Source organism: Clostridium sp. AF20-7, from assembly GCF_003479275.1.
In the GTDB taxonomy this organism is placed as follows: Bacteria; Bacillota; Clostridia; order Lachnospirales; family Lachnospiraceae; genus Otoolea; species Otoolea fessa.
On sequence record NZ_QUGF01000009.1, the window covers coordinates 129,434 to 145,084 of the forward strand.

Annotated in this window: 12 protein-coding genes; 9 read left to right on the top strand and 3 right to left on the bottom strand. The window is 48.2% G+C overall.

Features of this window, described 5'->3' with window-relative positions; translation table 11 throughout:
- Positions 1-132: 132 nt before the first annotated feature.
- The 9 genes from DWX68_RS11025 to DWX68_RS11065 all read left to right on the top strand — a co-directional run bounded on the left by DWX68_RS11025 (position 133) and on the right by DWX68_RS11065 (position 11,463).
- Positions 133-1,095, top strand: a complete 963-nt coding sequence (locus tag DWX68_RS11025) for a GerMN domain-containing protein (RefSeq protein WP_118629485.1) — start codon at positions 133-135, stop codon at positions 1,093-1,095.
- Positions 1,096-1,208: 113 nt separating this feature from the next.
- Complete coding sequence (locus DWX68_RS11030; RefSeq protein WP_182432179.1) at positions 1,209-3,788, top strand: ComEC/Rec2 family competence protein; 2,580 nt, start codon at positions 1,209-1,211, stop codon at positions 3,786-3,788.
- 234 nt (positions 3,789-4,022) lie between these two features.
- Positions 4,023-4,571 (top strand): biotin transporter BioY, encoded by a 549-nt coding sequence (locus tag DWX68_RS11035; RefSeq protein ID WP_233430256.1) that lies wholly within the window; start codon positions 4,023-4,025, stop codon positions 4,569-4,571.
- 3 nt (positions 4,572-4,574) lie between these two features.
- The gene (gene bioD, locus DWX68_RS11040) at positions 4,575-5,258 is read left to right on the top strand and encodes a dethiobiotin synthase (protein WP_118629489.1); all 684 of its coding nucleotides are present in this window, start codon (positions 4,575-4,577) and stop codon (positions 5,256-5,258) included.
- A 26-nt stretch (positions 5,259-5,284) separates the two neighbouring features.
- Positions 5,285-6,487 carry an adenosylmethionine--8-amino-7-oxononanoate transaminase gene (bioA, locus tag DWX68_RS11045; protein ID WP_118629491.1) on the top strand — a complete coding sequence of 401 codons (1,203 nt, stop codon included), beginning with the start codon at positions 5,285-5,287 and terminating at the stop codon, positions 6,485-6,487.
- A gap of 280 nt (positions 6,488-6,767) precedes the next feature.
- Entirely contained in the window at positions 6,768-7,955 is a 1,188-nt protein-coding gene (locus DWX68_RS11050) for an MFS transporter (protein WP_118629493.1), read from the top strand.
- A 285-nt stretch (positions 7,956-8,240) separates the two neighbouring features.
- Positions 8,241-10,232, top strand: a complete 1,992-nt coding sequence (uvrB, locus tag DWX68_RS11055) for an excinuclease ABC subunit UvrB (RefSeq protein ID WP_118467275.1) — start codon at positions 8,241-8,243, stop codon at positions 10,230-10,232.
- A 17-nt stretch (positions 10,233-10,249) separates the two neighbouring features.
- Positions 10,250-11,020 (top strand): threonine/serine exporter family protein, encoded by a 771-nt coding sequence (locus DWX68_RS11060; RefSeq protein ID WP_118629495.1) that lies wholly within the window; start codon positions 10,250-10,252, stop codon positions 11,018-11,020.
- Positions 11,017-11,463 (top strand): threonine/serine exporter family protein, encoded by a 447-nt coding sequence (locus DWX68_RS11065; protein WP_227589434.1) that lies wholly within the window; start codon positions 11,017-11,019, stop codon positions 11,461-11,463. The genes DWX68_RS11060 and DWX68_RS11065 overlap by 4 nt, the downstream gene beginning before the upstream one ends.
- On the opposite strand, the gene DWX68_RS11070 is transcribed toward DWX68_RS11065, so the two are convergent.
- The 3 genes from DWX68_RS11070 to DWX68_RS11080 form a co-directional block, all read right to left on the bottom strand.
- On the bottom strand, positions 11,417-12,361 hold the full coding sequence (locus tag DWX68_RS11070) for a DUF5688 family protein (RefSeq protein ID WP_118629497.1): 945 nt from the start codon (positions 12,359-12,361) through the stop codon (positions 11,417-11,419). The two genes, DWX68_RS11065 and DWX68_RS11070, sit on opposite strands and share 47 nt — an antisense overlap.
- A 947-nt stretch (positions 12,362-13,308) precedes the next feature.
- Positions 13,309-14,289, bottom strand: coding sequence for a radical SAM protein (locus DWX68_RS11075; RefSeq protein ID WP_118629499.1), 981 nt, complete (start codon positions 14,287-14,289; stop codon positions 13,309-13,311).
- 486 nt (positions 14,290-14,775) lie between these two features.
- Positions 14,776-15,339, bottom strand: a complete 564-nt coding sequence (locus DWX68_RS11080) for a DNA-deoxyinosine glycosylase (RefSeq protein WP_118467285.1) — start codon at positions 15,337-15,339, stop codon at positions 14,776-14,778.
- Between the last annotated feature and the right edge of the window lie 312 nt (positions 15,340-15,651).

The window sequence follows — 15,651 nt, forward strand, 5'->3', positions numbered from 1 at the left end:
GTTTGAATGCTGCCGTGTTCGGATGTTTCAGTGTTTGAATGTTGCAGTATTTGAGGGTTGCAGTGTTCGAATGAGAGGTCAGGGAAATGTCTATTGTGAGATAGATTGCAAAATAACAACAGGAAATAATAAATGGAGAAAATAAGAAAAAAAAGCTCTGGAAAACGGGCAGGAAGCGTAAGTTCGTGGCTGCTCCTTTGCCTGGCATGTCTGCTTCTTCTGAGCGGATGCCGAAAAAAAGAAGAGGTGCATCCGACGGCGGGTGAGGACGGCGTCTATCAGATTTATTATCTCAATTCGACGCGCACGGGGCTGGCGAGTGTTTCCTATCAGACGGAGACGGCGGACGCTGAGATCCTGATCGGGGAGCTGGCGGGGCAGATCCTTGCGGCGCCGGAAAACCCGGAGTATCAGGCAGTTTTAAGCGATAAGGTTGAATTCCTGGATATTAACCGGGACAATAACGTGCTGACGTTGAATTTTAATCAGGAATATATGAATACGAAAGCGTCGCGGGAGATTCTGTGCCGGGCGGCGCTGGCAAAGACCTTTACACAGGTTAAGGGAGTCGATTATATCAGCATTAATTGCGAGGGACAGCCGCTCCTGGACACACATGGGAACCCGGTGGGCGCGATCGCAGGAAGTGATTTTGTAGACAGTATTTCGGATGTCAATTCGTATGAAAAAGTAGAGCTGACCCTGTATTTTGCCAATGAAGAAAAAGATGGTCTGGTGGCAGAAAAACGGGAAGTATTTCACAGTATGAACACGTCGCTGGAACGCCTGGTAGTGGAACAGCTGCTGGCAGGTTCCCAGAATGGCGGGCTTTCAGTGATGCCGAAAAATACAAAGGTATTAAACGTATCACTGACAGATAATACCTGCTATGTCAACCTGGATAGCAGTTTTATTTCCGGGGATATCGATGTGGCGGAGTATATTCCGATTTACGCGATCGTCGATTCGCTGACAGAGCTTCAGACGGTGAATAAAGTACAGATCACGGTCAATGGCTCGGCAGATGTGACGTACCGGAATGTGATTTCGCTGGTGCAGCCTCTGGAGAGAGAGGAGAAGTATATTGTGAAGTAACTGTCAGACAGAATGTATATGCCATGTTTGGAAGAGAGCAGCAATGGGATTTTGTTGATGTTTTGTAGAATACAAGAAAAGAGGAATTGAATATCAAACGACCGGTAATGTGGATGATGGTGGCTTTCGTACTTGGAGAGGTCGCAGCGTACCAGATGGGCATGACGGTGTGGTTTATAATTGCAGCAGCGTTTTTTTGGCTTGCAGTCATAAAAACAGCAGAAGGACGGGTAGATTCGGACTTTCAGACAGACGCAGAACGCGTCTGGAATTGGAAAGATCCGATGATGTGCCGTGTCTTTCTGCTGTTTTTCTGTTTCCTGGCAGGATGGGGACGGATGATGGTGGAAATGCGCCCGGATGCGCTGGAACGGATGGTAACGCAGAAGGGCGGTTCGGCAGAGGTGGCGGTATCGGGAACACTGGATTCTGTTTCGGAAAAAAATGGGTGGTGTACGATGATTTTGACGGGGGTGGAGGTAGAGGATGAAAGTGTAAGAAAGGTACTGATATCGTGTAAAAGCGATTTACTGGAGAAGTGTGAAGAGAAAATTCTGCCACCCTGCGGAAGTCAGATTCATCTGACGGGAACTGCTGAGTTTCTGGAAGAAGCGCGCAATCCGGGGCAGTTTTCGTATCGGATGTATTACCGGGGACTAGGAATCAGGAACCGGGTGACGGCGGATCGGATTTTTATTTCAGAAGAAAAAAGTTCCCCTCTCCGAAGTCAGGCAGAATGCTTCCGGGCGTACGCGACGGCTGTTTTTCAGGAAATCTGTGATCCAGAAGATGCAGGGATTTTCCAGGCAATTTTGCTGGGGGATAAATCCGGGTTATCGGAAGAACTGCGCGAACGGTTTCAGGATAATGGGATTGCACATATTCTGGCAGTCAGCGGGCTTCATGTCTCTTTGATTGGCATGAGCGTTTACAGCGCACTGCGTTTTTGGGGCATATCGTATGGATGGGCGGGACTGGGTGCTTCAGCGCTTCTTACCTTTTATGGTTTTGTAACCGGATTTGGAGCATCGGTATTCCGGGCGGTATTTATGGTAGAGGTGTCCTGTCTGGCGGCATATCTGGGGCGGAGTTACGATCTGCTGAGTGCGCTGTCGCTGTCTTTGATTTTGCAGGCGTGGCAGTCGCCGTATCTGCTCTTTTCAGCGGGATTGCAGCTTTCCTATGGCGCGGTTGCCGCGATTGGGCTGGAGACGGAGCGGCTGCGGAAAGTGGGAAAAAAGAGAAAAGAGCGGGAAGAGGAGGAACAAGAGAAAGAAAAAAAGAAAGGATATGAAACATTCATGCTCAGCTCGGCAATTCAGTTTTATACGATGCCGATTCAGCTGTATCACTATTTTACATTTCCGATGTTGGGAATTTTTCTGAACCTGATCGTGATTCCGCTTCTCACGTATGCAGCCGGAAGCGGTCTGCTGGCGCTTGGAATTTACAGTATAGCGTTTGTAGGAGGAAAAATTGGGGGGATGGGCGGAGGCAGCAGCATTGCGGGAGTACTTTCGGCTTTTGGAGGTGCGGCATCGGGAATATCAGAAATACCAGAAATATTCAGAATAGCGGCAAGTGCATGTACGGGTCCGGGGCATTATATTTTTCAGTTGTATGAATGGCTTTGCATCCAGGTGGAACGCGTGCCGTTTCATTCCATCGTGGCAGGACGCCCGGAAATGTGGAAAATAGGGGTGTTTTATGTGGCGCTGGGGATTCGATATGTATGGAGTGTGGGAGAAGCAAGAGATAATTTAGGGAGAAAAGGGATTTTTCGGTTTCCAAAAGACTGGAATGCACAGGGAAAAAATAGTGTGTTTATTGCTGTGGCAGTAGTCTTTTTAGTAGTTCAGCCTGTTCATGGCTTTCAGATCTGGTTTCTCGATGTAGGACAGGGCGACGGCGTCTTTCTGCGGACGCAGGATGAGGCAATTCTTTCGGACTGTGGCAGCAGCCAGGATAAAAAAATCGGGAAAAATGTGCTGGAACCATTTTTGAAAAGTCAGGGAATCCGCACGCTGGACTGGATTCTGGTCAGCCATGCGGATGCGGATCACACGAACGGGATCGAATGGCTTTTGAAGGAGGAGGCAGATATCCGGGTGCGGAATCTGGCACTTCCGGCGGCGGGAAAAGGGCAGGAGGCATATAAAAAACTGGAAACTCTTGCCAGAAAACGGGGTGCGGAAGTCTATTATCTGCATCGGGGAGAAACGGTGCGGGCGAAAAGCCTGGCGCTTCGGTGCCTGTACCCGGAGGCGGGGGAAACGCCAGCCGAGGAGCGAAATAGTCATTCACTGGTGTTTGATGTCACGTATGGAAAGTTTTGTATGCTTCTGACAGGAGATATTGGAGTGGAGGACGAAAGGAAGATTCTGGCGGTGGAAGAGGACAAAAAGAGGGAAAAAGTGACACTGTTAAAAGCCGCACACCATGGTTCGAACGGTTCCTCCTCAGAGGAGTTTTTGGAGTGCTTTTCCCCAGCTTTCACGGTGCTCTCTTATGGAGAGGGAAATACTTACGGGCATCCGGCACCGGAGGCGGTGGAACGTCTGGAACAGACGGGAACGGAGATCTGGAGAACGGCGGATTCAGGGGCAGTGAATGTGTGGACGGACGGGAAACGTATGTATATCAAGGGATATAAGAAACAAGATTATGGGAAGGAAAGAGATAAAAACAGATAAAAAACTAATTGTTAACTATATAAAAATAATAGGTTGACAATAGAAAAAGGCTATGTTATGCTTGCAATCAGTTCTGCATCTGTTTCGACTACCCGGGATCTGGAACGGCCGCTGCTGTTTTAGATGGTTGGAACAGGGGTTGCGGAGAGAAATTTATGTACATGTGCGAGAATAGAATGGCTTCGGATGCCTGAAATCATTCAGATAACCAAGGAGGAAAAAGGTTTGAAACACATGAAGACAAAAGATTTAGTTTTGTGTGCGATGTTTGTCGCACTGATTGCAGTGGGAGCATTTATCAAGATACCGGTTCCGGTGGTTCCGTTTACATTGCAGTTTTTATTTACGATGTTGGCAGGTCTGCTTTTAGGTCCGGTCAACGGGGCGCTGGCGGTTGTGGTTTATATCGTATTAGGTTTAATTGGACTTCCGATTTTCACACAGGGCGGCGGACCGGGATATATTTTCCAGCCGAGTTTTGGATATATCATCGGATTTGCGGTTGCGGCGTATGTGAATGGTAAAATTGCCAATGCCAAGACGCATCCGAGTTACCGGCGCCTGCTGGGAGCTAATTTTCTGGGACTTTTTATTGTCTATGCATTTGGAATGATTTATTACTACGTGATCAGCAATTTCTATCTGAATTCGCCGATCGGCGTAGGAGCGCTGTTTTTATATTGCTTTGTTCTGGCAGTTCCGGGCGATATCGTGCTCTGTATTGTGGCTGCCATCATAGGAAAACGGATGATTCCGCTGATTCAGGGAGGGAGACTTGGATAAAAGATGAGCAAGGGGATTTTTATAACAGGTACGGGAACGGATATTGGAAAAACGTATGTGACAGGCTTGATTGTGAAAAAACTGCGGGAGAGCGGCGCGGATGCGGTGTATTATAAAGCGGCAATGAGCGGCAATGAGCGGCGTGCGGATGGAAGCCTGATTCCAGGAGATGCCCTGCAGGTAAAAACAATGTCGGGAATTGGGCAGCCGCTTGAGGAAATGTGTCCGTATGTGTATGAGACGGCAGTATCGCCGCATCTGGCATCCCGCCTCGAGGGCACCCCGGTTCGGATGGATCGGGTTTTGGAAGATTTTCGCAAAGTCTGTGAAAAATATGAGTATGTGACGATGGAAGGAAGCGGCGGAATCCTCTGTCCACTCTGCATAGATGAAGCGGATATCCGTCTTCCAGAAGTAGTAAAAGCGTGCGGGCTTAGCTGCCTGCTGATTGCGGATGCGGGGCTTGGGACGATCAATGGCGTGGGGCTTACTGCCTATTATCTGAAACAACAGGGAATTGCCTTGAAGGGAATTATTTTCAACCATTATGAGGCGGGAAATCTGCTTCATGAGGATAACCGGAAAATGTGTGAATATTACACGGGCGTTCCGGTGGTTGCCTGTGTGGCGGATGGAGATATGGAGCTTTCCATGGATGTGGAGACGCTGAAAGGGCTGTATGCGTAAGAAAGAAGATAAAAAGGAGAAGAAAAATGATCTGGTATCCATATGAACAGTTAAAAACAATGAAAGCACCTTATGAGATCGTGGATGCGAACGGGGTATATCTTTACACGAAGGATCAGAAGCTGATTGATTCGGTTTCGTCCTGGTGGAGTGTAATTCATGGATATAAACATCCGGTGATCAATCAGGCAATTATTTCACAGGTAGAAAAATTTTCTCATGTGATGCTGGGCGGGCTGACGCATGAGCCGGCGCGCAGGCTTTCAGAAAAACTGGCGTCCTGGCTGCCGGGCGATCTGGACTACTGCTTTTTTTCAGATTCCGGCAGCGTGGCGGTTGAGGTAGCGCTGAAAATGGCGCTGCAGTATTATATGAACCGCGGCGATGAGAAGCGGACGATGATTCTGGCGCTGGAACACGCGTACCACGGCGATACTTTTAAGACGATGGAGGCAGGCGATGATGAGGACTACCATTTTGTGCTGAAAGCCTATGGTGCAAGCCCGTATGTGGTTCACATTCCGACTGAGATCCCGGCGCTGGAGAAAGCATTTGAACAGTATCATGATAAGTTGAACTGCGTGCTGGTGGAACCGCTTTTACAGGGCGCTGGCGGAATGCGGATGTACGATATTTCATTTTTGGAGAAGGCAAGGGAACTCTGTGATAAATACGGCGTGCTGCTGGTTTTTGATGAGGTGGCAACCGGATTTGGCAGAACCGGAAACCGCTTTGTGGCAGATCGGGTGCTTCCGGATATTCTGGTTCTCGGAAAGGCATTGACCGGCGGTTACATTGGTCATGCGGCGACTGTGGCAAATAAAAAGGTATTTGATGGATTTTTCGATGATAACCCGGAACATGCGCTGATGCACGGACCGACTTTCATGGGGAATGCCCTCGCGTGCAGTGCAGCGCTTGCCTCGATCGAGCTGTTTGAAACACAGAACTACATGGAAAAGATTAAGAAGATCGAAGCCATCACCCGCCGGGAGATGGAGGGATTTACCGATCCGAGAATCAAGGAGGTCCGCATGATGGGCGGATGCGTCTGCGTCGAGGTATATGATCCGGCAGTCCTGAAAGGATATCAGGAATATGCGTACAAACGTGGCGTGTTCAGCCGTCCGTTCTTAAATTATCTGTACGCGATGGTTCCGTATATTATCAAGGAAGAAGAGCTGGTGCAGGTGCTTCAGTGCATGAAAGACTGGTTTGCGCGGGGATAGGTAACGAAGAAACGTAACTGTTCACAGGTGGGAATTTTCTGAACTGAAAATCCCGTTACTGGGAACACATGTGTGAACAGTGAAACATCTACCTTAGAATAAAAATCTTAGAATAAAAAAATTTTAAGTATTTCTTTCTGAATGAATTTCATTTATGATAAAAGGAATGGAGTATTGTTTTAAGAAACGATACATGGATTGTGTTGCCTGCGATTGTGAATGGATAGGACAGAAGCAATCAGAATTCTAGTATAAAACTTACATTCGGGGAGAAATTAATATGAAAGAACAAATGAAGAAAATAGCGCTGCTATCGCTGTCATTGATACTGACATCGGCGTATTCTGTTTCGATCGTGCTGCCATCGCTGCTGCAGCATTTCAGTGAATATACAACCGCACAGGTGGAGATGTTGATCTCAGCACCGTCGTTTGCGATCACTGTCATGATCGTGCTGAATGCATGGCTGTCGCGTTATATGAAAGACCGTCCAATGATTGTGGGCGGTCTGCTTCTTTTATCGGTCAGCGGCATGGTACCGGTGTTTGTACAGGAATATCCGGTGATGTTCGCGTCCAGGATTTTCCTGGGGATCGGGATTGGGCTCATTAATGCGAAAGCAATCAGCATTTTCAGTGAATATTATGAAGGCAGGGAAAAAGCGGCGCTGCTCGGATACCGCGGATCGGCGGAGGTGCTGGGAAGCGCGGTTATGACGCTGGTTGCTGGAAAATTGGTGTTGATCCGGTGGAATCTGGCATTTTGGGTGTACGCGCTCGGATTTGTGATTGTACTTCTGTATCTTGTATGGGTTCCGGGGAATATGGAGATGGGACAGAGTGCGGGCTCACAGAGTGCAGGGGCAGAGAAAGAAAGTCTGGAAGCGGAGGCAGATGGAAAAAGAGAATGCTGGAAAAAAGAAGTCCTGCCCATTGCTTATGCACTGTTTGCGGGATTTGTCATCTGCATCTACTGTTCCAATTCCCTGCGTGTCCCGATGCTGATTTTGGAGAAGAAACTTGGAACGGAGTCGGAAGCCAGCATCATTCTCACGCTCATGATGCTGATGGGAATAGCTGCCGGTGTTTATTTTGGAAAACTGACGATGTGGTGGAAGGAAAAATTGCCGGGGGTTGGATGCCTGATGCTTGGAGCGGGGATGCTTCTGACCGCATATGCGGGCAATCTGCCGCTGATTGGAATTGGCATTAGTATCGTTGGATTTTTCTATACCGTTCTGGTTACCTATTCCTTCCACCAGATTTCCGAGCAGATTCCGCAGTCTTCTATCAATACAGCCACATCAATCGTGCTGGTCGGCTGCAATCTGGGAGCGGCGTGTTCGCCGTTTGTGCTGAAATGGATGGGAAGATTCAGTGAGGGCGTGAGCGTGCCGTTTGTGGGGTATGCGGGGATGATGGGAGTATTAGGAATCGTTCTGATAGTAGTCGCGGGAAGAAAGAAATAATACAGTAAACAAATAATAGGAATGGCGGCAAAATCTGCAACCAGAACTGTATCGTATGGAATTCTCAGTTTAGAAAATTCAGAAAATTCCCACCTGTGAACAGTTATCTAAAATCGAACGTTTGTGCTGATTTGTTCTGCTTTTATGTATACATTCATGGGTGGATTTGGTATAATAGAAATACTTAATGGGATTTTTTTGTGTAATAGGAAATTCCTTGGAATCCCCTATTATACAAAAAGGCACATTCTTTATTTGTGAATTATATCAAATCAGGAGAAAGCAATGGATCATTTTGAGTTGGTATCAGAATACAGCCCGACCGGCGACCAGCCGCAGGCGATTGAAAAGCTGGTGGAGGGCTTCAAGGAAGGAAATCAGTTCCAGACATTACTGGGTGTAACGGGCTCTGGCAAGACGTTTACGATGGCAAATGTGATTCAGAAGCTGAATAAGCCGACGTTAATTATTGCACATAATAAGACGCTGGCAGCCCAGCTTTATTCGGAAATGAAGGAATTTTTTCCCAATAATGCGGTGGAATACTTTGTCAGCTACTATGACTACTACCAGCCGGAGGCTTACGTCCCGTCCACGGACACATACATCGAGAAGGATTCCTCCATCAACGACGAGATCGATAAGCTGCGGCATTCAGCGACGGCGGCGCTGTCGGAGCGGCAGGATGTGATTATTGTGGCATCGGTTTCCTGTATCTATGGTCTGGGAAGCCCGATCGATTACAAAAACATGGTTATTTCCCTGCGTCCGGGCATGGAGAAGGACCGCGACGAGGTCATTCACAAGCTGATCGACATTCAGTACAGCCGGAATGACATGGATTTCAAGCGAGGTTCGTTCCGGGTGCGCGGCGATGTGCTGGAGGTATACCCGGCGTATTCGGGCGGCGATGCGTACCGGATTGAGTTTTTCGGGGATGAGGTAGACCGGATCACAGAGATTGACACGCTGACGGGCGAGATCAAGGCGCAGTTAGGACATATCGCGATTTTCCCGGCATCGCATTATGTCATCCCGAAAGAGCGGATGGAGATTGCGGCAAACAATATTTTAGAGGAAATGAAGGAGCAGGTCGCTTACTTTAAGAGTGAGGATAAGCTTCTGGAGGCACAGAGAATCGCGGAGCGGACGAATTTTGATGTGGAAATGATGCGGGAAACAGGCTTCTGTTCCGGTATCGAGAATTATTCGCGTCATCTGATTGGTTCGAAACCGGGAGAACCGCCGTGTACGCTGATGGATTATTTCCCGGATGAATTTCTGGTGATTGTGGACGAGTCGCACATCACGCTGCCGCAGGTGCGCGGTATGTACGCGGGCGACCAGTCGCGCAAGAAAACGCTGGTGGAATATGGCTTCCGCCTGCCGTCGGCGCTGGATAACCGACCGTTAAATTTTGAAGAATTTGAGAGCAAACTGGATCAGATTCTTTGCGTTTCAGCAACACCGGGCGAGTATGAGGCAGATCATGAGCTTCTGCGGGCAGAGCAGGTGATCCGTCCAACGGGACTTCTTGATCCGCCGATTGAGGTGAGACCGGTCGAGGGACAGATCGACGATCTGATTTCGGAGGTCAACCGGGAGGTGGATCGAGGGTTTAAGGTGCTTGTTACGACGCTGACAAAGCGGATGGCAGAAGACCTGACCGACTATATGCGCGATGCGGGAATCCGCGTCAAATATCTGCATTCGGATATTGACACGTTGGAACGCGCCCAGATTATCCGGGATATGCGTCTGAATGTCTTCGATGTGCTGGTCGGCATCAACCTGCTTCGTGAGGGTCTGGATATCCCGGAGATTGCGCTGGTGGCGATTCTGGATGCGGATAAAGAGGGATTCCTGCGTTCGGAAACGTCCCTGATTCAGACGATCGGCCGAGCAGCGCGAAATTCTGAGGGGCATGTTATCATGTATGCAGATTCGATCACGGATTCGATGCGGGCGGCGATCGAGGAGACGGAGCGAAGACGCGCGATTCAGCAGGCGTACAATGAGGAACATCACATTACGCCGACGACGATCAAGAAAGCTGTCCGGGATCTGATCACGATCTCGCAGGCAGCCGAACCGGTTACGAATAAGGTAACGAAGGATCTGGAATCGATGGATCGCCAGGAATTAGAAAAACTTGTAAAGGAACTGACGAAGAAGATGAATCAGGCGGCAGCCGAGCTGAATTTCGAGGAAGCGGTCGTGTTGCGTGACCGTATGGTAGAGGTCAAGAAAATGTTGCTGGATTTGGAAAATTCGTAAATCAGAGGGTGGTTGGTATGGAATATGGCGCGCTGATGGAGATGGCGGTCCGGGCGGGGGAGATCATGCTGGCGAGCGGAGCGGAGGTCTACCGTGTGGAGGACACGATTCACCGTATTTTAAAGCATTCAGGGATTTCACGGGCAGATGTGTTTGTCGTGACGACGGGGATCGTGGCGACGATTGCGGATGCATCACTTCCGCCGCTTACCTTGGTAAAAAGGGTGGAAAACCGGGCAACGAATTTGAACCGCATCTATCAGGTAAACAATGTTTCAAGGGAATTTTGCAGCGGAAAATTGTCCGTCGGGGAGGCGCAGGAACGACTGGATCGGATTGCTAATACGACATTATACGGATTCTGGAAGAAATGCATTGGCTATGCGGCAACGACGGGATTTTTTGCGGTGATGTTTGGAGGCGGTCCGGGCGAATGCCTGGTGGCGGCTGTCGTGGGAGTCGTTCTTGCGTTTGTCCTGCGGGCGGCGTCCAACCTTATGCTGAATGATTTCTGTCAAAATGCACTTGGCTCGTTTGCACTGGCGGTTGCGGCGTATCTGCTGCGCCGTGGGGCATTTCTGGGAATGAGCCTGGATGTAGTGATTATCAGCGCAATCATGCCGCTGGTGCCTGGGGTCACATTTACGGCGGCAATCCGCGATACGCTGAATGGAGATTACAGTTCGGGAGTCGCGCGGATGGCGGAGGCAGTCGTGGTGGCGCTGGCGGTTGCGTCGGGCGTCGGTCTGGCGATCGTGGCAGTCCGGCTGGCGGGAGGATCGGTATGACAGAGATGATAAGAGAATTGATGATCCAGAGCGTGGGGGCATTTCTGGCGGTTTTTGGTTTTTCCCTGCTGGTCGATATGCCGCGGAAATATCTGGTTTATGCGGGCATTACCGGAGGTGCCGGATGGCTGGCGTACCTGGTATCGATGCAGGTGGGAACTTCGCAGGTGGCGGCGGCATTTTTTTCCAGTCTGGCAGCGGCTCTGCTGAGCCAGGTATTTGCACGCGTGTTAAAAGCGCCCGTCACGATCTTTCTGGTGGCAGGAATCCTGCCGACGGTGCCGGGCGCATCGATCTACCGGAGCGTCTATTTTCTGATACAGGGACAGACAAAATGGTACAATTTTTATCTGATCCAGACGATCCAGATAGCGGGGGCGATGGCGGTTGCCATCTTTATTGTGGATTCACTGTTCCGTCTGCTCCGGAATAAAGCGTCGTAGTGGAACTGGGCGGCAGGTAGAGACAGCCCTGAATCCTGCTAAAATAATAAATATGATCTGACAGGCGGTCTTCAGCGGGCACATCCGACTGATTGATCGCCTGAACCATTTCATTGAGTTCTTCCGGCGGAAGGGAGACGCTGCTGGGAGTGAGAAGCACTTCATGGATGCTGGATGGAAGGATAATCAGATCTTCGCCCAGGCTTTCGGCAAACTCTTTTAAAACGCGGGGATAGAGCATGCAGGCAGCGCCGTTGATGCCGCGCGAATTTGTCAGAACGTAGAGAGCGACCGATGGAAGAGCTTCCGTTTCAACGATGTCCTCCATTTCGAGCTGATTGAGAGTGGATTCGATGGAGCTGATGTGGTACGGCAGCATGCGAGGTGTATTTTCTTCCGCCAGTATGCCGAGCTCTTCCAGAGAAATATCCCACAGGGCAAGATGGTCGCTGTGTACCAGGGTCGTCATCTGCCCCTCCTCATTGTCAGTGAGGATCAGATAGAAAACGATCGCCAGATCGAGATACGGAATATGTGGGATGTGGGAGAGAAGCACCTTATTTTTAGCGGCGTGGATCAATTTGTAGGCAATCCGGCCGCGTACGGCATCAAAATCACGCAGTTCCTCGCAGATATCCTCCGAAAATCCTGGATTTGTCTCATACACCATCAGGATCTGATCGGTAATAATGGAGAGCGGCATCCCTTCCTCCGCTTCATTATAGTAGGCGTTCAGATAGACAGTCGGTGATAACCGTGAGCCAGGTTTCGTAAAGCTCAGCCCGTCGAGCATTAGTCCATTATTTTTCAGAACCCGCCGCAGGGAGACGTTGGCTTTTTTGTTGAGGCGCGTCTGCACCATCGACTGGATTGTTTTCAAAAAAGTTTCATAGACCATAGAGTACCTCCTGAAATAAAATTGCAGATAGGGGATGCCCGCTTGCTCATGTAGGTTATGAATTTCAGCAAAATGAGAAACAGTTTCCCCGTGTGAATAAGTTTTAAGGAATCAAATCAAGAAGCAGTCATGAAGTTTGAGATGTGAAGAAAGATTGCTTAGTGATTAAAAAATAAATAAAAAGTTCAGAGTTTTAGCGTTTACCTTTTGAGTGCGTAAGTATGAAAATGGTCATGGAAATCATCGAAAAAACTGAACATGAGAATCGCAGGAACCAGTAAGATGTGAAAAAATTGCCTGCATATAAAGAAGCAGGTGCCAAATGCACCGATATCATGATTATACTGGAAAATGGGAAGATTGGCAAGAAAAATAACAGGGGAAAAATAAAGAGATAAAATGGCAAGATTGCGAGATAAAAACTAATAGCTGTCATTCATGGTAAAAATAAAACTGAAAAATAACAAAAAATATAAAATCAGTATTGACAAAATGAGGCATATGTATTAAAATAAAACCATCAAAAGAAACAAGAAATAAAACAAAAAAAGAAGGGAGCTGATTCCACCGAAAACATAAAACTGGTTCGATTTTTTAATAGAAAAATTGAACAAAGGAAAACCAAAATCAACAAATAAAAATCAGTCAATCATCTATCATACATATTTAGAAACAGGATTCGGTTTAGTAATATGACGAGAAAGTATTATTAAAAAGAAGTGTTTTTTAAAAGAGAGATAGATAAATGAGAAGAAAAAAGAAAGATTGAACGATTCAGAAATTGTTGAAAAAAGGAATCAAAATTGAATAAAGGAAAAGTTCAAAGAAAGAGGTATCATCCAATGGACGAGATAGTTTAAAGGGTATCGATAAAATGTCAATTTATCGATACCCTTTTTCTGGTTCATGGAAAAGCATCAAGAAGGCTCTTTTCTTATTATTAAAGATCAAATCCCCTGTAACTCAAACGGCGGCGTGTATTCTTCTTTCGCGCTGCTTTTTTCCTGCATAAAGCCGTGCGTGAGCCCCAGCTCAATCGCGGCATCGACGACTTTCTGGTATTCGTAGCTTGTGATGCGGCGGTTGATTTCCGGATATTTGCTGCTCTGGTAGAAGGGGGTGTACTGGCTCATAAGGCTTACCAGAAAATGCCCCTCGGGGAGGTTGTCGTGAATCCAGTGGAGCAGACGGATGGAATCGTCTTTGTGTTTCGGAAGAACCATATGCCGCAGGATTACGCCGCGCTTCATGAGCTGGCAGGTCTGATCATTTTCAGAGAAATCTTCCAATACCAGCGGACCTGTGTGCGCGATCATCCGTTTGACTGCTGCGGAGGCGATCGAAAAATAGTCCGGGGCGGCGGAGTAGCGGGCGGACAGCTCGGAGGAGTAATATTTTAAATCCGGCAGCCAGATATCGATATAGGGAGCCAGCGCGTCAACCGCCTCCAGTGTCTCATAACCGCCGCAGTTGTAGACGATAGGGATGGAAAGCTGCGGTTTGACCCGTTTTAAGACGGGCAGTAGCGACGGAAGGTACTGAGTCGGCGTCACCAGATTGATATTGTGCGCACCCTGTGTCTGCAGTTCCAGAAAAATTTCCTCCAGACGCGTTTCGGAAATATCTTTTCCAAAGCCTTCGCTGCTGATCTGGTAGTTCTGGCAGAAACAGCAGCGCAGCGTGCAGCCGGAAAAAAAGATGGTACCGCTTCCGTGAAGACCGCTGATACACGGTTCCTCCCATGGATGAAGCGCCGCGCGTGCCGCCCGGATACCGGCAGGGCTGTGACACCAGCCCTGCTTTTTTGTGCGGTTGATCTGACAATTTCGCGGACAGCAATGGCAGCTTTCGTAGGAATAGGCGGCTGGTTCAGAGAACTGGACAGGTAAGCCGGCACCTGGGTTAGGGATGGGAATATGTGTGTTCATAAGTTTTGTTTCCTTCTATATAGTAATCATTACAGTGCGAATTTATAACGAGGCAACCAACAGTTTTTTTATAAGAATTTTTGTAAAGGTAATTTCTTCAAAGCTTTTTTTCATGTTTCAAATCTGTGTTGAATTTGAAAAATCGATCGTTATAATGTATTTATTCTACTAAGAAAGATGAGCAGTGTCAAATGCCAGAGTATAGTTCACTGAAGGATACTGCTGTAATCAAAGAAATCCGAATGGGAAAGGAAGCAACGCAGATTTCTCTAGTTGACAGATAGGTTATAGCTGCCTAAAATAAAGAAATGAAAGAATTTACACGTGCGGAGTAGGAACAAATGGAAAAAACAGAAAGAAAAAAGAGTCAGCCCAAACGATGAAAGAACAGGCAGCAGTCGGGAAGATAAATGGCTCGGGAGTGAGAATGGCGCTCTCATACGCATTTCCGAAAACCGTTCCGATTCTGGTGCAGATGGTGTTTGTTTAGATGATGCGTGTTTTTGCCTCGCGTGCGTTGCCATCGGAAGCAGTGTTTTTTGTTTCAGATCCGGGTTTCCCCAGGATCTGGTTGATACATTTCCAGGCATCTGTCAGCCGGTCGAGGTTCCAGGCAGCGTTGGCAGGGCTGGTGGACGGCAGTTTGATTGCCTCAATGCCAGTCTGTTTACGGCAGAAGCGGTCGTACATTTTTCCGGACAGCCCGCCGTTTGTGTAAATCGCCTGGATGGAAGCGTGATCCAGGATAGAGGCGAGGTCGTTTGGAACAACATCGCGGATGGAACTGTCGCTGGATCCTTCGATGGAACAGCTATGGATGGTGTCCCAGACGGCGATGTGGTTCCGCAGCAGAAATTCCTTCTTTTCCTCGATGGAGGATGGAACGTCTTCCTTTCGCAGGCGCGCTAAGAGCTTCCAGAAACGATTCTGTGGGTGCCCGTAGAAAAAACAGCTTTCTCGGGATTTGACCGACGGAAAGGAACCGAGGATCAGGATGCGGGAGTCGGCGTCAAAAACAGGCGGGATTGGGTGGATGATGTGGGATGGCATGGTGGAACCTCCTTTTTGCGGATTATTGTTGTCAATTATAATAAATACGAAATCAATTTTCGACTTTGATCTGGCTTCATTTGGTGCATGGACATGATACTCACGAACCCGCGCTATCGCGCGCTACCGCCCTGCTTCGCATGGCTGTTTGTTCGGTAATGGCGCAAGAAAAGAATATGTCTGCTTCGCAGCCGCATTCTTTTCTTCTGGGCTCATTATACCATGACCACTAAATTCGTGAAACACCTCATTAAGTGGTCAGGCATATGTTCTCACTAGACTCGAAAATACCTCGTCAAGTGTTCACATTAT

Excerpts from the sequence above, each read along its gene's own strand:
- DWX68_RS11025 (WP_118629485.1), top strand. The coding sequence starts at position 133 with ATGGAGAAAATAAGAAAAAAAAGCTCTGGAAAACGGGCAGGAAGCGTA.
- DWX68_RS11030 (WP_182432179.1), top strand. The coding sequence starts at position 1,209 with ATGATGGTGGCTTTCGTACTTGGAGAGGTCGCAGCGTACCAGATGGGC.
- DWX68_RS11035 (WP_233430256.1), top strand. The coding sequence starts at position 4,023 with ATGAAGACAAAAGATTTAGTTTTGTGTGCGATGTTTGTCGCACTGATT.
- bioD (WP_118629489.1), top strand. The coding sequence starts at position 4,575 with ATGAGCAAGGGGATTTTTATAACAGGTACGGGAACGGATATTGGAAAA.
- bioA (WP_118629491.1), top strand. The coding sequence starts at position 5,285 with ATGATCTGGTATCCATATGAACAGTTAAAAACAATGAAAGCACCTTAT.
- DWX68_RS11050 (WP_118629493.1), top strand. The coding sequence starts at position 6,768 with ATGAAAGAACAAATGAAGAAAATAGCGCTGCTATCGCTGTCATTGATA.
- uvrB (WP_118467275.1), top strand. The coding sequence starts at position 8,241 with ATGGATCATTTTGAGTTGGTATCAGAATACAGCCCGACCGGCGACCAG.
- DWX68_RS11060 (WP_118629495.1), top strand. The coding sequence starts at position 10,250 with ATGGAATATGGCGCGCTGATGGAGATGGCGGTCCGGGCGGGGGAGATC.
- DWX68_RS11065 (WP_227589434.1), top strand. The coding sequence starts at position 11,017 with ATGACAGAGATGATAAGAGAATTGATGATCCAGAGCGTGGGGGCATTT.
- DWX68_RS11070 (WP_118629497.1), bottom strand. The coding sequence starts at position 12,361 with ATGGTCTATGAAACTTTTTTGAAAACAATCCAGTCGATGGTGCAGACG.
- DWX68_RS11075 (WP_118629499.1), bottom strand. The coding sequence starts at position 14,289 with ATGAACACACATATTCCCATCCCTAACCCAGGTGCCGGCTTACCTGTC.
- DWX68_RS11080 (WP_118467285.1), bottom strand. The coding sequence starts at position 15,339 with ATGCCATCCCACATCATCCACCCAATCCCGCCTGTTTTTGACGCCGAC.